Raw genomic sequence first — 19,047 nt, 5'->3', positions numbered from 1 at the left:
GTAGTAAATCTGTGTAGTAAATTTGGGCTGGGGATTTCTTGAGTCGGTTTAATCAAGCCATGCATAGTCTAAGCGGCTCCATGAGATTTCGTGTTCGGTGGGATGGGTGAAAGGCAGCACTAGTATCGTCGGCGGCGAGGACAAGGTCAACGATTGTGCGTACATGCCGTCGTGTGGAAGGATATGAGTTATGGCGAGAAAAACGAAGCAGCGACGTCAGTCTCACGGATCGGCCTGGCACTGGAAGCAAACGGATTGCTGGTATTACACACTTCCCGGGACGAAGAAGCGTATCGCCCTATTCGATGACCAAGGAGAGAGGATTCGGGGAAAGGATAACAAAGAGGCCGCCGAGATCTCGTTGGCACGGGAGAAATTGTCTTGGGATAGCGAATCGAATGAAGGCCCTGCCCTGGGACAGCCCTGGTTGGTCGCTCGTGTTTGCTCGGACTACTTGGTGTATACGGAACGAAGCCAGAACGATGGTTCCGTCAGCGAGGGATATCATCGGAATGCGACTCAGTGGCTCAACGATCTTTGCAGCTACTGCGGTGCACTGCCAGTTAGCCAACTCAAACGGGGTCATATTCTGGAATGGGTTGATCAGCACGAATCATGGAAGAGTCCCGCGACGCGTCGCTGCATTATTGCTGTCGTCATGGCAGCCTTCAATCGCGTTGAGGAGATGCACGGTATCAGTAACCCGATCAAGGGAATCAAGCTTCCCAAGGCAGAACCTCGGCTTACGTCATTCTCTCCGGAAGATGAGAAGGCAATTTACAAGGTCACGGAACCTTGCTTTGGCAATTTCCTCTTTGCCGCGATTCATACAGGGCTTCGTCCCTTTAGCGAGCTCGCACAAATAAAAGCGGAAGATGTCGAAGAGACGCCACGAGGAATGATGTGGCGAGTCTATGCGAGCAAAACCAAAAAAACTCGCAAGATTCCCGTACGACCCGAAGTGGCAGAGCTGACTCGCCAACTCATGAAGTCCGCTCCGCGAGGGTCAGGCTTGCCAGTCTTTCGGAATACATTGGGAAAGCCTTGGAAACGAACGACCGGAGTCGTTCGTTTTATCGACTTGAGAGAAAAGATCGGCTGGAATGACGATCCGCTCAGAAAGAAGTATTCCTGTTATACATCGCGTCATACCTTTGCCCATCGAATGCTATCCGGCTTTTGGAATAACGGTGCCGGATGCACCATTGAAACCTTAGCGGAGTTGATGGGAGACACGCCCAAGGTGGCTTACGATCATTACGGCAAGGAGTGGGGAAAGCATTATCAGGATCCTCTTTGGAAGGCCATCGGAGAATCGACGCTACCCGCCAGTACACAGGCAAAGTCTCCCCCTGCGAAGCGAAAGAAGAGTGCCGCGTCGTCCGCCACAAAGACAAGACCTAAACGTACCAAGGCATCCACCAGCAGGAATAAGCGTCATGGCTAAGGCAAACACAGGACGCAAGCGTCGTTCTCGCGGGCGTGCCTGGTACTGGCGTCAGACTGACTCGTGGTACTTTACGCCGCCGGGAACGAAGCGACGGGTCCGGCTCTTGGATGAGAGGGGCGATCCGGTTCGCGGCCAGAATTGCATTGATCAGGCGGAACTGGCCTTGGCACGTGTTAAGGCCGCGGGAGACTGGCGTCCCGAAGTGAAACCGGCTGAGGAAAGCGACTGGATCGTGGCAAAAGTGTGCTCCATCTACATTGAGAACTGTGAGAAGCGATCGAGAGCCGGAGAGATCAGCATCGAGTATGAGAAGGAAGTGCGACGTTTCTTGCAGGACCTCTGTAAGTATTGCGGCGCATTGCCACTCTGTGACTTACGCAAGACACATGTGCTGCATTGGGTGGAAACGCATTCCACGTGGAAGTCTTCGGCAACCCGTCGTTTCGCCATTGAAGCAGTTATGGCAGCGTTCAACCACGCTCAAAATTCTTATTCAGTTTCCAATCCGCTTCGCGGCTTAACCAAGCCTGCACATTGTCCTCGGCTACATTCCTTCAGTACCGAGGATGAACGGGCACTTTACGACGCTACGGATGAGCCCTATCGCGATTTTCTGTTCGCGGCAATTCATACTGGCCTGCGGCCATTCTCGGAATTGGCTCAGATAACGGGTAACGATGTCATCGAGAGCGATCGCGGCATGATGTGGAGGGTCTATGCTTCTAAAACCAAAAAGACACGCGTGATTCCGATCCGAAAGGAGGTTGCCGATTTAACTCGGAGCATCCTTTTCAGGACCACGTCTGGGCAAGCCGGAGTTCTTCTTGCTCGACCACGAAGTGCCGCCCGAAACGGAACAGCGTCAGGAACTTGCCGAAGTGATCAACCTGCGGCCGCAATGTCGTGCGGTGCTTACACGCAAGCGTAGTCTGGAAAACTATCTTCATCCTGCAGAGATCCGTGAAGTTGCGCCAATCGAGCTTACGTTCGGCGATTTTGATCCGGTGGCAAACCTCGTCGCCAAGCAGATCTATGAGAACGGCCTCCACGACAGGCCTTGGGAGCTATTATCGCGCCGTTCGCAGAATCGTCTGTCCATGCGCTCGGCAAACTGTCGATCTCGCGAGGTTCTCATGTCGAACCGAACGAAGAAGGTCAGTGGTTCGCGGATCTTTCGCCCGTCGGTGGACCACAACTCGGACCTTTCGGTAGTCGAAGTAACGCGTTGACCGCTGAGATCCGTTGGCTGGAAGAGCATTGGCTCTCTTCAAGCAACGACTAACGCACCTTGTTTACCACAAACCTTCTCAAGCCCTTGCTGGAACCGGCAGTTAATTGTCATTGCATTGGCACGGAAGCTGGTCATAATCACCTACTTTAATGCTCAAGAATAATGAGCCCTACCGCTAGGCCAAGCCGACGCTGATGTCGCAGAAATTTGTGGCATTGGATCGAGTCCAACGGGACGATTCAGGGAAAAAGAACAACTCACAACGGACGGCAGTGAATCGTTCCAATCTATCCGAGGTGTAACAATACGCCGACTTGCCACCCGTTACCTGCCCGAGCAAGCGCCATCTGGTGAACGACGCATGATGAAGGAGCGGAAGCTGACAACCTATGTCGAAGAACTCTTCACACCGGCTGCGGTGCCCGCACGAAAGCAAACGGCGCCAAAAAGAGCGGCCCTAAAGGGCGGCAACTCTAACCATTTTTTTAAATATCAGCCTCTCACTTAAGCAGGTGTCTTGGGGAATCTGCTCCGAACCCCCGAGATTTTCGGAGGCATAGCTCTGGCGTCCGAAGCATCTACAAAAAAACGCCCCCAGCGGTCGGCCGCCAGGGGCCAAAGTGTGCATCGGCACACCGTCGATCCGGCTATTCCTTGGTCGGTTTCGTCCCCGCAGACCAAACTCTGCTTCACCAGACGATTTCATTCAAACAAATCAGCAAGAAACTGGTCCAGAATCGTTGACACGTTCAGAGGTAATTATGAGTGACTCACTGAAAAAGGTGACTTGGGGGCTTTGTCCCCAAGCCTATGATATTTGCAAAGGAAAGGCTCCGGGGACAGTAGCACGTACAAAAAGGCGCAATATGCAGTCGGCCGCTAGAGGATAAAGAATGAGTTAGGCTTCCAGGGATCCAATTATTTCATAGGCGGCAATCTCCAAGCAGAGAAAACTCCGCAACGCGGGACGCATCGGATTATCAATTCTGCCGGAACTCAGGCGTGGATCGTTCGAAGTTTGGGACTACGCGTCAACGCACGTCTGTCGCTGCTCGCCCAGTCCTTCGATCGACAAGCGAATCTTGTCGGTGGTCTTCAAGAACTTGGGGGGATTCATTCCAAGCCCGACACCTGGGGGCGTTCCCGTGGAAATCAAGTCGCCGGCTTCCAAGGTCATAAACTGCGACAGGTAATAGACGAGGTAGTTGGGTTTGAAGACCATCGTCTTCGTATTGCCGGTTTGCATACGCTCACCGTTAACATCCAACTCCATGGCCAGGTTGTCGACATCGGTGATCTCATCGCACGTTGTCACAAATGGCCCGACCGGATTGAACGTATCGCAGCTCTTTCCTTTGACCCACTGGCCTCCCCGCTCCAACTGAAAATGTCGTTCCGACACATCGTGCGAAATGCAGTACCCGGCGATGTACTGGGCGGCGTCCGATTCACTTTCCAGGTAGCGGGCATCCTTCCCAATCACAATCCCCAGCTCGACTTCCCAGTCGGTCTTTTCGCTCTTGCGGGGAATCTGAATCTCATCGTAGGGACCGACGACCGTGTTGGATCCCTTGAAGAAGATAATCGGTTCTGTGGGAACTTCCATGCCCGACTCTTCGGCATGGTCGGCGTAGTTCAAGCCAATGCAAATGACCTTGCCCGGCCGAGCGATCGGTGCTCCCCAGCGAACATCATCGGCGACCGTGGGTAGCGAATCGAGCGAGTCTTTTAGTTCGGCCAGCTGGGCGAGTCCGCCTTGGTTGAAGAACTCACGATCATACCTGGCGAGCTTGCTGCTGAGATCTTTACGCACGCCAGCTTCGGTTAGCAGCCCCGGCTTTTCCTTGCCGTAAGGTCCGAACTGAATCAATTTCATTGGGTAGCGTCCTTCATCGAGGGTTCAATTACGGGGATGACTCGGGCCAGGACTTCGTCGTCATGCTGGGTACCAACGTACCACCGGGCATCCGGCAAAAGCTGAACGCCACGTTGCAGCATCGCCTGGCGAAACTTTCCATATAGTGACATATTCGAGTTGAGCATTTCGCGATAGTTGCGCGGTGGTGTCTTTACACCAAGATGGACCGAGAATACACTTCCGACACCACTAATCGTTGCAGGGACATCACGCTTACTGGCCGCCACCAAGATGGCGTCACTTACGGCCTGGCCGTGTTCCTCCATGCGCTGATAGGTGCCTGGCTTGCGAAGTTCACGGATCGTTTCAATTGCCGCGACGATATTTAACGAGGTGCCATTATAGGTTCCTGAGTGAATCGTGCGACCATCCCTCAGCACCTCAAACATTTCCGCCGCACCCCCGACCGCAGACATCGTAAAGCCACCGGCCAGGGCCTTACCATACACCGACAAGTCTGGCTGAAGATCAAACAGCTCCCGAGCACCACCCAAAGCGACTCGAAATCCGGTAATCACTTCGTCAAAGATCGACACAATGTTGTGCTCGCGGCAAAGTGCGATTAACTCTTCCAGGTAGCCTGGCTTCGGCATGCAGCTACCGGAATTCGCCAGAATCGGTTCAGTCAGCACGCCGGCGATTTCAGGGCCACGTTCGGCGAACAACTGCCGAACCGCTTCGATGTCATTCCAAGGAAGCACCAGCGTATCGGCGAATTCACTGGCCGGCTGACCGCCGCATGTTGCTTGCGGCAAGGTGCTGTCGTCTTGTTTCGGTCGGTACGAAACGAGCACGTTGTTCAGCCAACCATGGTAATGCCCTTCAAACTTTAAGATCTTGTCTCGACCGGTATGTGCCCGGGCAATTCGGATGGCGGCCTGAATGGCCTCGGTACCGGTGTTTGAAAAGATGACCTGCTCGATACCTGGCACCGAGTCGACAATCAGTTCGGCAAGCTCGATCTCGGCCGTATGCTGGCAGCCGTACGTGTAACCCTTTTTCAACTGACGAGCCACGGCGGCGTTGATGCCGGCGTGATTCGATCCCACGATCAGCGGTCCCCAGCCCAGCGTGTAGTCGGCCCGGCAGACACCGTCTTCATCGAAAAAGTACGGTCCATCGGCGTGCTCGATATAGAGCGGCGGAGAGGTCACATGTCGCCGCAGCGAGCTGGAAACGCCTGTGGCCAGGCAGCGACAAGCGCGGTCGTATAACTCGGACGAACGTACAGAGATCTCGGCAGAAGTCACAGGGTAGACTCTCGAAGTTAAGGGGAAGATAAAAGCTTACTAAGCTTGCGCGTCGCCGTTTTCAGCTGACGAACGACATCGCCCTGGCGAGCTTCCGGAAGCCGCAAGGATGGGGCCGTCAGACTGATCGCTCCGACCACCTGCTTTTTGGCAAACACCGGCACACCAATACATGTCACGCCAATATCGGTTTCATCCGACTCGATGGCATATCCAAGCTCGGCTGCCTGCTCCATTACTTTTTGAAGTTGGTCGGAGGACGTGATCGTCTTGTCGGTCCTGGCCGATAGCTTGGTCACTTGAACCAGTCGGTTGCGTTCCACTTCCGGCAAATGAGAAGCGATCGCCCGTCCTAAAGCGGTGCAGTAGAACGGGTCTTCCTCGCCGTTGACGACATGCCGCAGGGCCTGCTTGCTTTCAATCGAACGCAGATAAACCACCCGGCTGTTCCGCATGACGCCCAAGTTGATCGTTTCATCCAGCTTTTCATTCAGCTGCACCAGAAGTGGTTGGGCCAGGCGAATCAATTCCGCATCACCGGTACCTCCGGCCAATAAGCTTGCCCGGGAACCTAGCCGGTAAACTCCACCGCCGGGCGCATCGACGTACCCCAAGCCGACCAACGTCTTAATCAGACGATGGGCCGTGGGCTTGGCCATGTCAACCGCATCGGCAAGCTCCGACAAGCGGAGACCGTCAGGGGAACCTGCCGCGATCGATTCGAGCAGGGCGAACGCTTTGACAACCGTTGTTGATTCCATTATTCTGATCCTATTATTCCACTATTCGGATGTCAAGAAGTGATTTCATGAAGCCATTTCAAACCATAGCAGACCCCAATATCCCCACGAGTTACTTACCATTCAGCCCCGCAGTTCAGCTGGGCTCGCTCGTTTTTGTCTCGGGGCAGGCCTCGGTCGACTCCTCTGGAAATATCGTAACGGATTCGTTCGAGGGTGAAATACGTCGCAGTCTGGAGAATGTTCAACGAATCCTGGCGGCGACTAACTTGACGCTTTCCGATGTCGTTCAGACCCGCAACTATGTCGGGCGACAGGAAGACCTGGCTGAGTTCAATCGAATCTACAGCGAGTATTTCGACGAGCCCTACCCTGCCCGGACAACCTTGATGGGCTGCCTGGGGACGCTGCTGAAGTTTGAAGTGGACGTGATTGCGGTCATTCCGGACCAACGATAGAGGAAGTTCCATGGGTATCGGCCTGGTTGCCTTACTGCACGAATCCAATACGTTCGCAGCGGACCGAACCACGTTGGAAAACTTTCAACCGGACATTCTTGTTTCCGGTCCGGAGGTGCTCGCTCGGTTGGCCAGCGCCCATCACGAGATGGGAGGGTTCATTCAGGGACTCCGCGAGAGCGGTGCAGAACCGGTCGGAGTATTCGCTGCCCGTGCGCTTCCCAGCGGGGCAATTACGGCAGAAACGTTCGATTACCTCACGCAACAAATCCTTTTGCAGTTCGAGCAAGCAGGTCCTCTGGACGGCATTCTGGTTGCCCCTCATGGAGCGACCGTCGCCGAAAACGACCCCGAGGCCGACGGAGCCTGGCTTACCGAACTGCGTAAACGGGTCGGCCCTGAGATGCCTATCATGGGCACCCTCGACCCGCATGCCAATCTATCTCCGGCGATGGTGGCCGCTACCAATGCCCTGCTCGCCTATCAAACCAATCCGCATGTTGATCAACAACAGCGAGGCTGCCAGGCAGCCCAGTTGATGGTGCGAACCCTTCGCGGCGAGATCACCCCGGTTCAAACCGCCGCATCCCTCCGATCGCGATCAGTATCGAACGCCAGTGTTCGCAAGAATCGCCAGCCAGCGAGTTCCTGGCCGAAATGGAACGCACGCGTGAAAGCCACTCGCTATTGGGTACCAGCTTCTTTTACGGCTTTCCTTATGCCGACTTACAGGAAATGGGGTCGGCCGTGCTCTGCGTTGCCGACAACAACGCCTCACTCGCCCAGTCAGTGGCCGATGAGCTCGCCGAAACCTTATGGCAGCGCCGAACGGAAACGTTGGGGCTTATTGGGATATTTCGACGGCCGTACAAAAATCCCAGGAACTGGAAGGTCCAGTTTGCCTGCTTGAAATGGGAGACAACATCGGCGCCGGTTCGGCCGCCAAAGCCACCTGGATCGCTCAGGCACTAATGCAAGAAGGCGATTGCCGTGCGTATGTCGCCCTCTGCGATCCGGCAGTTGTGGCCGGGGCCCAACAAGCAGGGATCGGAGCGAGCTTACAACTCTCCATTGGCGGTCAGCCAGATGAAATCGACGGCATACCACTGAAAGGCATGTTTGAAATCGTCTCGCTTCACGCAGGCCGCTTTGCGGAAGACGCACCGCAGCATGGCGGCAAGACCGAGTTCGACATGGGACCGACGGTGATCCTCCTCGCCACGAATGGACTGACGCTTCAGGTCACCACCCACCGAACGTCTCCTTGGTCGCTCGGTCAACTAACGCACTGTGGCCTCGATCCGCCCGCGTTTCAGATCATCGTCGCCAAAGGGGGCAACGCGCCTTTGGCGGCGTACAAAGATGTCTGTCCAAACTTCATTCGCGTCGACACACCTGGCATTACGTCCGCGAACATGGAACGACTGGCATACACTCACCGCCGCAGCCCGATGTATCCATTTGAACGGGACGCGACCTGGCCGCCAACTCAGTGATCCATCGCCCCTTGGGAGATCGCTTGCTGGATAATCGGCAAGCTGCGAAAACGCTCTTGCTCCGCAGCCGTCAACATGCGAATCGGCTTGGGGGCCATTCTGCCGGAAATGCCGCGCAGGTTTAACAGCTCGGTCGTTGTCGCGAAGATCGACGCATCGAACGATTGCATCGCGGACAATAGTTCATTGAACTGGTTCTGAATCTTGGTCACCGAGAACCAGTCCTCGCGTTCGAGCGCCGACTGAAGCTCGCCGATCCAGTTCGGTGCAAACCCAAAGACACCGTCCAGGTGCTCTTGCACGCCCGCTTTCAGCAACACGTCGAGTAGTGTCGGCTGAGCGATGATCACGCGAAACTGCTCGTCCCGAGGCGACAACAACGGGCGGCTCACCGCGAAGTGATCCGAGCATTTAATGCCGTGAATATTCGGGTGCAGGCTCAAGATTCTGACCGTGCTGTTTTCGAGCTTGGTGCCGGTCATCCGAGGTAGATCGTACAGATAAATCGGCTTCTTGCTTTGATCGGCCAGGTCGGTGAAGTAGTCGATCAACTCGCTTTGCGTGTATGGAATCAAGTAAGGGGTCAGAACGACCAGGCCATCGACCGGCAGGTTTTCGACGGCCCGAATGCGTGCCATGGTCGCGGCCGTGCTGGTATCCCCGACCCCTACCAGCAATTCGGCTCGGCCGCGTACCAGACGCACACTTTCTTCGGCCAGCTGTCGGTAGCTATCCATGGATAACAACTGCATAAAGCCCATCGTCCCGCCAGCTAACAAGCTGTTGATTCCATGATCGAGCTGATCGTCGATGTGAGCTTCGAGGCCGGCAACATCAATCGACTCGGTATCGTCGAGCGGGGTACACAATGCAGTAATAAAGTTGGTGTCTTGCATGCGGATTTCTAAACAAAGTGAGTAAGGATTCGTGCCGCCGCCTAAAACAGTGTTGGTAACTTCTTGCCTATTTACCGTAGAACCAATCGACGTTAACACGTGCCAGGTGCAGGCCATCGTTGGCGTGGTACACAACCAATGCCGTTCCATCTTCCAGGAACTCAACGCATTGATAACCAAAGTCGTTCGACAGGTCTTTGGCCAGGTTTCGCTGATGCTCGAAAGTTTTGCCTTCGTCTTTCGAGATGGCCGTCGATAGTACGGTTCGCAGGGGGAGCCCACTCTCGGTCTTCGAGCTTCCGCTGATCCAAATGAAAAGCAGATCGCCGGTCGAGGGAATCCGGCGAACGGTCGGCAGCCCTGCATACGGCATCTTCAGATCCGAGATCACCTCCCCTTTCGACCATGTCTCGCCGCGATCTTCCGAATAGGCTTTAACAGGAAACCCACTATAGGTGCGAGCAAACATCAACAGCCGACCATCTTTCAACTCTTCCACGTCAGGCTCTTGAACTTCGATCTTGGACGAGGCAAACAAATCGACCACATTCTTGCTGGCGTGCCAACTGTATCCTTGATCGTCCGAGTAAAACGTGAGTCCGACATAGCCGTTATGATCTTGCGTGCTCGGCAGGTACTTTTTCGTCGCTGCCGCCGCAACGATGCGTCCATCTTTCAGCGCAAGCAGCTTGTCGTTGTGGACCAGCGTGTAGCCGGTGTACGGCGTCATCGGAAGCTGCTCGCTCCACGTCTTTCCGTTGTCATGGCTGCGACGATACAGTGTCATCGCGTAGTACGGCTTGGCAGGGTGCGTCGTGTAGTTGTATGCCAACAGAAGATCACCATTGGCCAGCTGCAGCAGACTTGGGTGTTTGTATTTACCTGGCCGAGGCAACTGCGGCTGCGGGATGAGAACTGTCGGTTCGCTCCAGGTTTTCCCCAGATCGTTCGACCGCATCGCTACGATACCGCCATCGTCTCCGTATTCCGTATAAGAGAACAGCAGCGATCCATCGTTGAGCTGGATCAAGTCCCCATTGATATTGCGATACCCGCGAAGCGTCTTCGGCTTGGCGACCAGATGCATCGTCTCGACAGGCCCCTCGGCCAGAGCGGAGGCGGCATCGAATGCGAGAAGTATCAGCAACGCCAGCCCGAGACAAGTTCGCGAAATCATCAGATGCATAACCTTTGGTTGGGTGTACTTGGTGTCTGTTCTTGGAACCGGGGTAACTAACATCTGCCCAGTCATCACGGGGCGTCATTCCAGCGAACCGTACAGCGGAGGTCGGTCCATTTCACGGAAGCGTCTTTGTCGAGCAGCGCAACGGTGACCTCGTTTTTATTCCGCTTGAGCTGAGCCGGGTCGACCGCACACGCCAGCCAACCTTCTTCCGCCGTCGACGGCTCGAGCTTCGTGCCGTTAAGCTCCGCGCGAACTCCCTTGGGGACTTCCTGGTCGAACTGCAGGAGCAGTTTGATCTCTGGCGATTCCGTCGTATCCAACTTTTGATAATCCACCCCGGTGTAAAAACTGACCGTCGCGGGATCTTTGCCGGATAGTTTAAGCGGGGCCTTCGGATTGAGCGTGGCCACCTTTTGATACCCGCGGTGCGGCAAGGCACCACCTGCGGCGGATCCCACGCCGCGGATACTTGCGAAGTAGTCGTGATCCTTCTTGGCGATCAACTCCGAGTCCCCCAGTTCTCGCCAGATCGCCGCATGTGGGTTGAAGGAATTGAATAGATTCAGCCCTGCCATGCCGGCACTGCGAGCCGCCAATGCTCGACCGCGGTAAGCTTCGACGGTCATCCGGGCCTTCTTCGCAGCCGGATCTCGAACACGTGATTCATCCAGCGATGGATAGACAGGCACATCGTACTTGTTGCCCAGGGCCACCGAATCTTCCCAAGGGCTGAGCCGGTAATAGCCCGATACAGTCATCATGTCAATCAGGCCTTCGGACAGCCACGTTTCGATATCAAGGCCGCTGTCACGACCGTAGGGCACCGAATCAGGCACTCGCACCGTCAGCAGAATGGGGCTTCCTCGCTTCTGCCCTTCCTCTTCGGTCACCTTTCGGATCCGACGAACCATCTCGGTCATCAACGTGCGTTCTTCTTCGGTACACGGCGTGCCTGATTGAGCGGCTCGCTTGAAGAAAACCGGATGCCGAAAGAAGTCGAGTTCGATACCGTTGACGTCATAGTTTTGACAAACTTCTTCCACGTACTGGATCGCCAGTTCACGGATCTCAGGGCGGCCATAATCGACCGCACTCCAGCCGCCGAATTTCGGACGCTGCTTGGGAGTTCCGATGAGCCAGTCCGGGTGCTCCAGCTTCAAAGGGTTGGCCCGCAGCATGACGGGGCCGTATCCGGATAGTCCCGCATCATGGGTGTCGTTCATCCGAAACGACCAGAAGATCTCGATGTCGTTCTGCTTCCCGAAATCGGCCATGACCTTCAGCGGATCGGTACCGGCGGCCAACATCTTGTCGATCATGTTCTTCGAGAACAGGTCTTCCTTGGTCTTGAAAACATGACCGACCTTGGTGTCGTGGGTAAACATCCCGAAACCACTGCTCCACGTGCAGTAGAAGATCGTGTCGACGTGCGTATCGGCCAGGGGAGTCGTCCGATGGCTCAGCAATCCCTCCGGCGTCGTGTCGCGACAGAGATAGATCGGCTCGTTCCCATCGTTGTTGAAAATAATCCGCCGCTCACGCCGAGCGGCTTCCTTTCGCGCTGCCCGCAATTGATCGAGCGAGAGAAGCTCGTCAGCCCGCGTGGGGCCGATCTCGATAACCAACAAAGCAAACAACGTAGCAATCATAAGTGGCAATCGAATCATCGAGCGAACCTCTTTAAGATCGGAGGGAATCTGGCCAACGGACATCGGTGTTCTGAGCGAACTTTAGAACTCGCTCAGAACTTCCCCACCGGCGCGCGTCGTCAATCCGGACAAGAGGGTTTGGTCGATCGTTTCCGGGAAGTAACGCACGCTACCATCAGCGAGTGCGAAGTGAGCTCCACCGGGATGGTAGCTGGAGAAACCTTGCGGACGCCAGGCAAACGTTCCGCCGCCGGGTACCGTGAACGGACCATTGATTCCGGACGACGTATCCAGCATGTCATACAACGCGTACACATTGCCGTTGTAGGTGGTCGCACTGTCGCTGGTCGCTTGCTGGGGGTCACCGGTAACTTCACCAACCAACAAGGTATTGGAAGTGCCATCGATAATGTCACGAAATTTGGTCGAAGACATGGCATAGAAAACACCATTGCCATCCGAGCGAGGACGAAGACCTGGCGAACCAGAACTATCACAACGCCAATCACGCGAGTCGGCGACACCGGCCATGTCGGTTCTTGCATAGGCGTCAATGTTGCCCGACAAAGTTGGGTTCACCATCGTATCGCTTTGTGGATTGGATGGGCAAAGATAGACGGAAACGGGGCCCAGCGCCGTTTCAGGGTCGTGATTGGGCGCGTATCCATTGGCGTAGTTGCTTACGTCAAAGCGAACTGCATCGTAGCGAGCCCCTTGCTCTAGAAAGGGAAGCGTATAGACGCCCCAAGAGAAGAGATGCGCTCCACTAAATCCACTACAACCGCCCGAGATTCCGCCCCCTAAGGGAAACGTGAGATGGGTATCGTGATAGTTATGGATGGCCAACGCCACTTGCTTGTAATTAGCAGAGCAAGTCATCCGCCGTGCAGCTTCGCGTGCTTGCTGTACGGCCGGCAGCAACAGCGCAATGAGAACTCCGATGATGGCAATCACGACCAACAGTTCGACGAGAGTAAAACCTCGGCGTAGGGATTTACGCATGTTCTTGGGAATCATCCTATATGTCCTTCGGATAAGGTAAAAAGGTATCAAATAGTGGATGCAGATGAGGGGTGGTGAGGAAACGATTTTGAAAAAGCTATTTACGACCGGCAGCAACCGGCAAATTGGGGATCACTGCCTTGTTGCGTGCGATATGTTCTCGGAGAAGCCCGGAGGCAGCCGGGACATCTCCTGCTTCTAAGAAAGCGATAATCTCTCGATGCTCGCGAATGACCTTCGCTTCTTTCTCTTTGCGAATGTCCTCGGTCACCGGAGCCAAAGGATAGAAGTGCTGAGCGGAGTGCGAAAACATCTTCGAGAGGATCTCGTTGCCCGAGAGTTCGAGAAGTGTCTGATGAAAGAGGAAGTCCGATTCGTAGAACCCCATCGTCAATCCCGACAGATGAAGGTCCTCCATCGTGCCGCAGATTTTCTTCAGCGGGGTCAAGTCGCGAGGGGGAGTGCCTGGGGCAAAGGTCAGCTCCAGGGCACCCAGCTCCAGCACGATCCGAGCGTCCCATAGCGAGTCGTAACGAACCTCCTCAGGCTTCGGCACGAAGAACCCGCCAGTCGCGCGACGAATCAACAGGCCGTCGTGCGTAAGCAGCACCATGGCCTCACGCAGTGCAGCCCGCTGGACGCCCAACCGCTGCGACCATTCCACTTCCGCCAAACGGCTACCCACCGGCAGCTGGCCGCACACAAGCATCTTCCGCAGCACGGAATAACACTTCTCACTGGCGTTGAGCAAAACGGGCCGTTCGGATTTCTTTTCGGTGATCATGTCCTCCAGGATAGCACGGACTGTACACAGCATCAACATTTATTTGGACACATTTATTGCAATCCGTTGAATCCATATCGCCTCCAAAACCGACGATAATATATAGTAATGCCCGAGAAACCTAGCGAATCACTTTACCCATGAGGCTCCACACTCAATGACAAGTGACTCTAGACCAGTACAAAATTGTGCACATTAACTGTTTGTTTTCGCATACGTTCTTGTTATAGTTGCAGACACTCGTCAAAGGAAAACCCCGGGTTTTCCCTGACTCTCTTCCTTTCATGGTTCGCATTCAGGTCAGTATTCATGAGACCAATCGTTTTCTGCACGGTGAGTTTGTTAGGTCTAGGGCTTCTCGTTTCCGCCGGCTGTACAAGCGAGAACGGCCCCGAAAGACGCGTGATTACCGGTCGCGTGACGTACCAAGGTCAGGCGGTGCCCTCCGGAGAGATCCGCTTCATTCCGCTGGGCGAAGGACCTGCCTCGGCGGCACTGATTACCGATGGCGTCTTTGAAATCGCGCATCGCGGGGGCGCGGTGATTGGTCCCGCCAAAGTCACGATCGTATCCGTCCCGGTCGCCGACGGCCTTTCGCAAGATGAACTCGACAAGGGGATTCAGAAGAAGACCATCGCGATCCCCAAGAAGTACAATAGCAACACCAGCCTGCGTGCGGACATTCAGTCCGGATCCGGCAAACAGACGATCGACTTCGACTTGACCAACAGTTCGGCATCGTTCAGACCTCGCACGGCCAAGCCATGGGAACCGCACGTGCTTCCCAGCTAAGTCGTCGGATTCCCTTCGTCATAAAACGTCGCTTCCACCTCGCTTCCCCGAATCGGCTGACATGCAACTAGCATCGGTAGTCACTCCCCTATCCGACGAGAACCTGGCCCGCGTCGCTCAGCTGGGGGTCCAGGCCGTTGCCGTCCGCTACCCTGGGCCAGAGCTTGCCAGCCTGGTCGCGATTCGAGAACGCCTGGGCCGCTTCGGCTTGAAGATCGCAGCCATCGAAGGCGAACTTCCCATCCAGAACGCCATCCTCGGCACACCGCAGCAGACCCAAGATTTCGCCAGTATGAAGCAGTTGCTGGTTCACATGGCAGAAGCGCAAGTGCCGATCTGCTGCTACAACTTCATGCCGGCAACCGACTGGGCCCGAACCGATGTTCACGTGCGACAGCGCGGCGGAGCACTCACGACGGCCTTTCGCATCGCCGATGCCGAGCGTGCCGCATCACTACATTCGGTAACGCATGCCGATTCGACACCACCGCTTACGGCGTCGCAGATGTGGAACAATCTCACTCGCATGCTGGAAGAACTCCTGCCGACCGCCGAAGCGGCCGGCGTTGCCCTGGCCATGCACCCCGACGACCCTCCGCTGGCCTCCTTCGGGAAACATGCCCGCATCATGAACCGCGTCGAGGACTTCGATCGCCTGCTTGACCTCTCGACGTCTCGCAGCAACGCCATCTGCTTTTGCCAAGGCAACTTTGCGGCGATCGGAGCCGACATCCCTGCCACCATCCGGAAATGGGGCCAGCGCATCGCCTACGTTCATTTTCGCGACGTAAGCGGAACGGCGGACGACTTTGTCGAGACGTTTCATGACAACGGTCCCACCGACATGCTGGCCGCGATGAAAGCCTACCGCGAGATCGGTTTTACCGGACCGATCCGCCCCGATCACGTTCCGCAACTCGCCGGCGAAGAGCAAGGTCAGCCTGGATATACCATGCTGGCCCGCTACTTCGCGTTTGGCTACATCCGTGCCCTCATGCAAGCGACCGAGCCGACACCGGTCGGCTGACCTTCCTGAACGACCCTCTGCCTGAATCCACCTTCCAGGGAAATAGAACCATGCTGCCATCCATCTCTCGTCGACATTTCCTGGCCGGAACTTGTGCGGCCACCTTCGCCGGCACCGCTTGGGCCCAGCGAGATGCGCAGCCGCTGATTCAGTCGATCGAACATGAGACGATCTGGGAAAACCGCGATGGCAAGTCGATCAACTGGTTCCATCCACGGGCATGTGTCGTCGACCGCCAGTCAGCCTCTCCCTTGATCTTGATGACGACGCAAGAGATCACCGGCTCCGATTTCTTTGGACCGGTTCATTGGTCGGCGACCGAAGACCTGGGAGAAACCTGGTCGACTCCCGAGTTGATTCCCGCGTTCGACTTACGACCCGTGCCAGGTCACGACGGATTGAAGATCGGAGTCTGCGATGTCGTCCCGGAATACCATCCCCCCACCAACACAACCCTGGCCGTAGGTCATTGCGTCTACTATCGCGGCAATCACTTCTCAGGGGGCGATCAACTGGCCCGCTACCCGATGTACAGCGTCCGAGACAGCGACGGCAACTGGAGCGATCGCAAAAAGCTGGTCTGGGATGACCCCCGCGGTAGCTTTATCTATTCCAATAACTGTGGCCAGCGAGTCGTGCTGCCGGATGGCGATGTCCTGATGTCATTCACCTTTGGGGACCAAGGCAAACATCGGCTGGTCGCTGGCGTGCGTTGTGGCTTCGATGGCGAAAACCTCGTCATCAAGCAAGTTGGCGATCCCCTGGTCAACAACGTCGGACGAGGCCTCCTCGAGCCTTCGGTCGCTCAGCATCAGGGGCGCTACTTCATCACCATTCGCGCCGAAGACAATCGCGGCTATGTCGCCGTCAGCGACGACGGGCTGAAGTGGTCGGCCAAGAAGGCATGGAGCTGGGACAACGGCGAGCCACTGACCATGTCGACCACGCAGCAGCATTGGCTGACGCACTCCGACGGGCTGTTCCTGGTTTACACACGCAAAGACAAACCCAACCAAAGCGTATTCCGTTGGCGCGCACCGCTGTATGTCTGCCAGGTCGATCCGGAAAGCCTGCAACTCATCCGCGAAACCGAACAGATCGCACTGCCGCTGGTCGGAGATGGAATCAACGACCCGAAGCGTGTTCCGCGGATGGGCAACTTTCACGTAGTCAATGCCTCGTTGGGCGAGTCGTGGGTGACCGTGGGCGAAGCCGGTTACATGGGCAGCATGAAACGTGGAGACACGCTCATGGCTCGGCTGAAATGGAGCCAACCGAACCGCCTGGTTGCCTCGTAAAGCTAGGCCCTGCCAGCAAGTGTTTGAACGGTCAAAGTAGGGTCTGCTGTGCGGACCATTGCAGTGGTTTCCGGTCCGCACAGCAGACCCTACTTTCGTTGCGGCCCGATGGCACTAATGACCATACCGACGATGGTCTGAACCAAGAGCGAAAGGGGCATCGCCCACAAAAAGCTGATGCCCTGCGTTCCGGTGATTTCAGGCCAGTAATTGACCAAGCAAGCTGTCGCCACCCCGGCCACGGCCCCGACGATCGTCCCGCTGGAATTCGCCCACGGGACGAACAACGCCATCACAAACAGCCCGAACAAAGGAGCCACCAGCAAGTTTACAACCTTGAATGCGATCTCCAACATGTTTCCCTCGATGGAGCCCACCACCGAGCTGATCAGTACCACGATCACTCCGAGAACGATCGAGATGACGCGAAACTGCTGGACGTGATCCTGGGGATTCACATCGTTGCGAAACCGATTGATAAAGTCGATCGCGACGACCGAGCAGGAAGAATTCAAGCCCGACGAAAGACTCGACATGGCCGCAGCCAGCAAACCGGCGACCACCAGGCCACTGATTCCGCTGGGCAAGCCGATGCTGATGAACTGCGGAAACAAGAGGTCGGCGTCGGACGTAATCGTTTGCCCATCCAATAGATATTCGGGATGGACTTTGTAGTAGCTGAGAAGGGCCACGCCCAAAAACGCGAGCAGAATTTGAACCACGCCGCCAGCCACCAGCGAAACAACATACATCCGCCGTGCCGAGGAAACATCACGCGTGGCCAGGTAGCGCTGGATCGCCATCTGGTCCGATCCGGCCATGCACACGAACATCGTGAACGTGGCAATCATCGCCCCCAGCAGCGTCACGCGCTGGTTGGGGTCGTAACCGATCGCAGGCTCTTGCCAGTTGGGGTCCCATTGATCGGGCCACCACTGGCTGACGCCCCCCATGTCCACCGAAATCATACCCAACGTCAGGAGCACGCCCCCGAACAAGATGGCCGTCTGCACGGCATCGGTGAAGACCACTGCCCGCAGTCCGCCCATCGACGTGTAGATGATGGTGATCAGGCACAAGATACCGCACAGCCAGGGCGTCATCGCCTCGGAGAGCCCCATCAACGGAATCAGGACGCTGCTCACCGTCGCGTAAATGATGACCGCCATCCACAGCAGCCGCAGCAGCAAGAACAGCCCGGCCCCAACCAGCCGCACCTGCAAGCCGAGACGCACCTCCAACACTTCGTAAGCACTGGTCACTTTTAGTTTCATGAAATGAGGAATCAAAAGCCAACCGACGGCAACCGCAATGAAAGGATAGGCCAACAGCGAGCACAGCATCATCGGGCCATGCTTGATGACTTCGCCCGGCAAAGAGAGATAGGTGATCGTACTGAGCAGCGTCGCGAACAACGACAGGCCAACCGCCCAGGGCTTCATGTTCCGACCGCCCAGCAGGTAGTCGTCCGACGTTTCCACCTTCCAGGAATAGTAGGCCCCCACGCCTAGCATCCCCAGCATGTAAAGCACAATGACGGCCCAATCCAAACTACCGATCGAGCGCGATGCCAGTTCGGCGGCTGCCTGCTTTGAAACCGACGATGCCGTCCCGTCCTCGGCCAACGCCACGCCAGCAGACGCCTCCGCGCCCAGGTGAAAGACCACCACCCAGAAGCACCGCGACAGCAATCGACCGTTTAACCTTCGCCCCATATTTCACCAGGTCAACGCTTCACAAAACTGCGATTCGCAGGCATTGCCCTGCGACGCACATTCCATATATTGACACGATGTGTTTATAATATAGAAATGACCTTTGTCCGTCAACAATTCATTCCTTGTGTTTGACTTGTGCCCAAAAGGAACGT

At 56.0% G+C, this 19,047-nt stretch carries 17 protein-coding genes and 1 pseudogene; 9 read left to right on the top strand and 9 right to left on the bottom strand.

What is annotated here, in order from left to right; translation table 11 throughout:
- The first annotated feature begins 190 nt into the window (after positions 1 to 190).
- The 3 genes from HOV93_RS04820 (at position 191) to HOV93_RS04810 (ending at position 2,732) form a co-directional block, all read left to right on the top strand.
- Positions 191 to 1,447, top strand: coding sequence for a tyrosine-type recombinase/integrase (locus tag HOV93_RS04820; protein ID WP_207395331.1), 1,257 nt, complete (start codon positions 191 to 193; stop codon positions 1,445 to 1,447).
- Entirely contained in the window at positions 1,440 to 2,378 is a 939-nt protein-coding gene (locus HOV93_RS04815) for a tyrosine-type recombinase/integrase (RefSeq protein ID WP_207395330.1), read from the top strand. Before HOV93_RS04820 ends, HOV93_RS04815 begins: the two co-directional genes overlap by 8 nt.
- A 129-nt stretch (positions 2,379 to 2,507) precedes the next feature.
- Positions 2,508 to 2,732: a hypothetical protein gene (locus tag HOV93_RS04810; RefSeq protein WP_207395329.1), complete on the top strand. Its 225-nt coding sequence runs from the start codon at positions 2,508 to 2,510 to the stop codon at positions 2,730 to 2,732.
- Positions 2,733 to 3,705: 973 nt separating this feature from the next.
- Here the strand turns inward: HOV93_RS04810 and HOV93_RS04805 are convergent.
- From HOV93_RS04805 to HOV93_RS04795, 3 genes are read right to left on the bottom strand one after another with little or no spacing between them, the layout of a single operon-like run.
- The gene (locus HOV93_RS04805) at positions 3,706 to 4,557 is read right to left on the bottom strand and encodes a fumarylacetoacetate hydrolase family protein (protein WP_207395328.1); all 852 of its coding nucleotides are present in this window, start codon (positions 4,555 to 4,557) and stop codon (positions 3,706 to 3,708) included.
- A complete protein-coding gene (locus HOV93_RS04800; protein WP_207395327.1) occupies positions 4,554 to 5,849 on the bottom strand; it encodes an aspartate aminotransferase family protein in 1,296 nt (431 codons plus the stop codon). Before HOV93_RS04800 ends, HOV93_RS04805 begins: the two co-directional genes overlap by 4 nt.
- A gap of 17 nt (positions 5,850 to 5,866) precedes the next feature.
- On the bottom strand, positions 5,867 to 6,610 hold the full coding sequence (locus HOV93_RS04795) for an IclR family transcriptional regulator (RefSeq protein WP_207395326.1): 744 nt from the start codon (positions 6,608 to 6,610) through the stop codon (positions 5,867 to 5,869).
- 47 nt (positions 6,611 to 6,657) lie between these two features.
- Here HOV93_RS04795 and HOV93_RS04790 point away from each other — a divergent pair, with 47 nt between their 5' ends.
- The 3 genes and pseudogenes from HOV93_RS04790 to HOV93_RS04780 all read left to right on the top strand — a co-directional run bounded on the left by HOV93_RS04790 (position 6,658) and on the right by HOV93_RS04780 (position 8,543).
- Positions 6,658 to 7,047 (top strand): RidA family protein, encoded by a 390-nt coding sequence (locus HOV93_RS04790; protein WP_207395325.1) that lies wholly within the window; start codon positions 6,658 to 6,660, stop codon positions 7,045 to 7,047.
- Between the two features lie 10 nt (positions 7,048 to 7,057).
- Positions 7,058 to 7,824: pseudogene (locus tag HOV93_RS26325) on the top strand (M81 family metallopeptidase); the annotation flags it as partial.
- Between the two features lie 38 nt (positions 7,825 to 7,862).
- Positions 7,863 to 8,543, top strand: coding sequence for an MlrC C-terminal domain-containing protein (locus HOV93_RS04780; protein ID WP_235989816.1), 681 nt, complete (start codon positions 7,863 to 7,865; stop codon positions 8,541 to 8,543).
- Here the strand turns inward: HOV93_RS04780 and HOV93_RS04775 are convergent.
- The 5 genes from HOV93_RS04775 to HOV93_RS04755 form a co-directional block, all read right to left on the bottom strand.
- Positions 8,537 to 9,439 carry a dihydrodipicolinate synthase family protein gene (locus HOV93_RS04775; RefSeq protein WP_207395322.1) on the bottom strand — a complete coding sequence of 301 codons (903 nt, stop codon included), beginning with the start codon at positions 9,437 to 9,439 and terminating at the stop codon, positions 8,537 to 8,539. The two genes, HOV93_RS04780 and HOV93_RS04775, sit on opposite strands and share 7 nt — an antisense overlap.
- A gap of 67 nt (positions 9,440 to 9,506) precedes the next feature.
- Positions 9,507 to 10,616 carry a sialidase family protein gene (locus tag HOV93_RS04770; RefSeq protein ID WP_207395321.1) on the bottom strand — a complete coding sequence of 370 codons (1,110 nt, stop codon included), beginning with the start codon at positions 10,614 to 10,616 and terminating at the stop codon, positions 9,507 to 9,509.
- 74 nt (positions 10,617 to 10,690) lie between these two features.
- Positions 10,691 to 12,292, bottom strand: a complete 1,602-nt coding sequence (locus tag HOV93_RS04765) for a hypothetical protein (RefSeq protein ID WP_207395320.1) — start codon at positions 12,290 to 12,292, stop codon at positions 10,691 to 10,693.
- Positions 12,293 to 12,355: 63 nt separating this feature from the next.
- Complete coding sequence (locus tag HOV93_RS04760; RefSeq protein ID WP_207395319.1) at positions 12,356 to 13,291, bottom strand: DUF1559 domain-containing protein; 936 nt, start codon at positions 13,289 to 13,291, stop codon at positions 12,356 to 12,358.
- An 82-nt stretch (positions 13,292 to 13,373) separates the two neighbouring features.
- A complete protein-coding gene (locus tag HOV93_RS04755) occupies positions 13,374 to 14,093 on the bottom strand; it encodes a GntR family transcriptional regulator (RefSeq protein WP_207395318.1) in 720 nt (239 codons plus the stop codon).
- 276 nt (positions 14,094 to 14,369) lie between these two features.
- Here HOV93_RS04755 and HOV93_RS04750 point away from each other — a divergent pair, with 276 nt between their 5' ends.
- The 3 genes from HOV93_RS04750 to HOV93_RS04740 all read left to right on the top strand — a co-directional run bounded on the left by HOV93_RS04750 (position 14,370) and on the right by HOV93_RS04740 (position 17,177).
- Positions 14,370 to 14,852, top strand: coding sequence for a hypothetical protein (locus tag HOV93_RS04750; protein WP_207395317.1), 483 nt, complete (start codon positions 14,370 to 14,372; stop codon positions 14,850 to 14,852).
- Positions 14,853 to 14,913: 61 nt separating this feature from the next.
- Positions 14,914 to 15,879: a mannonate dehydratase gene (locus HOV93_RS04745; RefSeq protein ID WP_207395316.1), complete on the top strand. Its 966-nt coding sequence runs from the start codon at positions 14,914 to 14,916 to the stop codon at positions 15,877 to 15,879.
- 50 nt (positions 15,880 to 15,929) lie between these two features.
- Positions 15,930 to 17,177, top strand: a complete 1,248-nt coding sequence (locus tag HOV93_RS04740) for a sialidase family protein (protein ID WP_207395315.1) — start codon at positions 15,930 to 15,932, stop codon at positions 17,175 to 17,177.
- 89 nt (positions 17,178 to 17,266) lie between these two features.
- Here the strand turns inward: HOV93_RS04740 and HOV93_RS04735 are convergent, their stop codons facing one another.
- Positions 17,267 to 18,868: a sodium:solute symporter family transporter gene (locus HOV93_RS04735; protein ID WP_207395314.1), complete on the bottom strand. Its 1,602-nt coding sequence runs from the start codon at positions 18,866 to 18,868 to the stop codon at positions 17,267 to 17,269.
- Positions 18,869 to 19,047: the final 179 nt, after the last annotated feature.

Origin of the sequence: Bremerella alba, from assembly GCF_013618625.1 — a bacterium.
Classification (GTDB): Bacteria; Planctomycetota; Planctomycetia; order Pirellulales; family Pirellulaceae; genus Bremerella; species Bremerella alba.
The sequence above is the reverse complement of the archived record's forward strand: the minus strand, read 5'-3'. Positions and strand labels throughout refer to the sequence as shown.

Bases quoted from the DNA above. Each gene is read 5' to 3' on its own strand.
- HOV93_RS04780 (WP_235989816.1), top strand. From the start codon at position 7,863: ATGGCAGCGCCGAACGGAAACGTTGGGGCTTATTGGGATATTTCGACG.
- HOV93_RS04775 (WP_207395322.1), bottom strand. From the start codon at position 9,439: ATGCAAGACACCAACTTTATTACTGCATTGTGTACCCCGCTCGACGAT.
- HOV93_RS04795 (WP_207395326.1), bottom strand. From the start codon at position 6,610: ATGGAATCAACAACGGTTGTCAAAGCGTTCGCCCTGCTCGAATCGATC.
- HOV93_RS04755 (WP_207395318.1), bottom strand. From the start codon at position 14,093: ATGCTGTGTACAGTCCGTGCTATCCTGGAGGACATGATCACCGAAAAG.
- HOV93_RS04770 (WP_207395321.1), bottom strand. From the start codon at position 10,616: ATGATTTCGCGAACTTGTCTCGGGCTGGCGTTGCTGATACTTCTCGCA.
- HOV93_RS04790 (WP_207395325.1), top strand. From the start codon at position 6,658: ATGAAGCCATTTCAAACCATAGCAGACCCCAATATCCCCACGAGTTAC.
- HOV93_RS04760 (WP_207395319.1), bottom strand. From the start codon at position 13,291: ATGATTCCCAAGAACATGCGTAAATCCCTACGCCGAGGTTTTACTCTC.
- HOV93_RS04740 (WP_207395315.1), top strand. From the start codon at position 15,930: ATGCTGCCATCCATCTCTCGTCGACATTTCCTGGCCGGAACTTGTGCG.
- HOV93_RS04750 (WP_207395317.1), top strand. From the start codon at position 14,370: ATGAGACCAATCGTTTTCTGCACGGTGAGTTTGTTAGGTCTAGGGCTT.
- HOV93_RS04815 (WP_207395330.1), top strand. From the start codon at position 1,440: ATGGCTAAGGCAAACACAGGACGCAAGCGTCGTTCTCGCGGGCGTGCC.
- HOV93_RS04765 (WP_207395320.1), bottom strand. From the start codon at position 12,292: ATGATTCGATTGCCACTTATGATTGCTACGTTGTTTGCTTTGTTGGTT.
- HOV93_RS04820 (WP_207395331.1), top strand. From the start codon at position 191: ATGGCGAGAAAAACGAAGCAGCGACGTCAGTCTCACGGATCGGCCTGG.
- HOV93_RS04805 (WP_207395328.1), bottom strand. From the start codon at position 4,557: ATGAAATTGATTCAGTTCGGACCTTACGGCAAGGAAAAGCCGGGGCTG.
- HOV93_RS04745 (WP_207395316.1), top strand. From the start codon at position 14,914: ATGCAACTAGCATCGGTAGTCACTCCCCTATCCGACGAGAACCTGGCC.